The organism is Rhizobium phaseoli, assembly GCF_010668805.1.
GTDB classification, from domain to species: Bacteria; Pseudomonadota; Alphaproteobacteria; order Rhizobiales; family Rhizobiaceae; genus Rhizobium; species Rhizobium phaseoli_A.
This window is the reverse complement of record NZ_WUFT01000105.1, coordinates 1-414: the sequence shown is the minus strand read 5'-3', so window position 1 is coordinate 414 and position 414 is coordinate 1. Positions and strand designations below refer to the sequence as shown.

The window sequence follows — 414 nt, the reverse complement described above, 5'->3', positions numbered from 1 at the left end:
GCCGAGGGTGCGCAGGAGCGCTTCGCGCTCGGCCTCGTCCCGCTCCGCCGTCAGGGCCTTCGCGTCGTCGGTCGCCAGCTGCACGATGCGCGCCGCGGTCTCGACCGCTGTGCCGACGCCGCGGACGCCGAGGACCGCGCGCAGGGTCTCTTCGCGCCGGGCGCGGGCCTCGGCATCCGTCGCCAGCCGCACCGCCATGCCGATGTGGCGCTGCGCGAGGCGCGCGGACTGCTCCGCGAGCGCCGGGTCGGCCCCCGTCCGCGCCGCGATGAGCTGGGCGACATCGGCGACGTCGGGCTCACGCAGTCGCAGGGTGCGCACGCGGGAGCGGATCGTCGGGAGCAGGTCGGCCTCGCTCGGAGCGCAGAGGATCCAGACAGTCCGCTCCGGAGGCTCTTCGAGCGCCTTCAGGAG

At 76.1% G+C, this 414-nt stretch carries 1 pseudogene; it reads right to left on the bottom strand.

Features of this window, described 5'->3' with window-relative positions:
- Positions 1 to 414, bottom strand: a pseudogene (locus GR197_RS31595) (hypothetical protein); the annotation flags it as partial.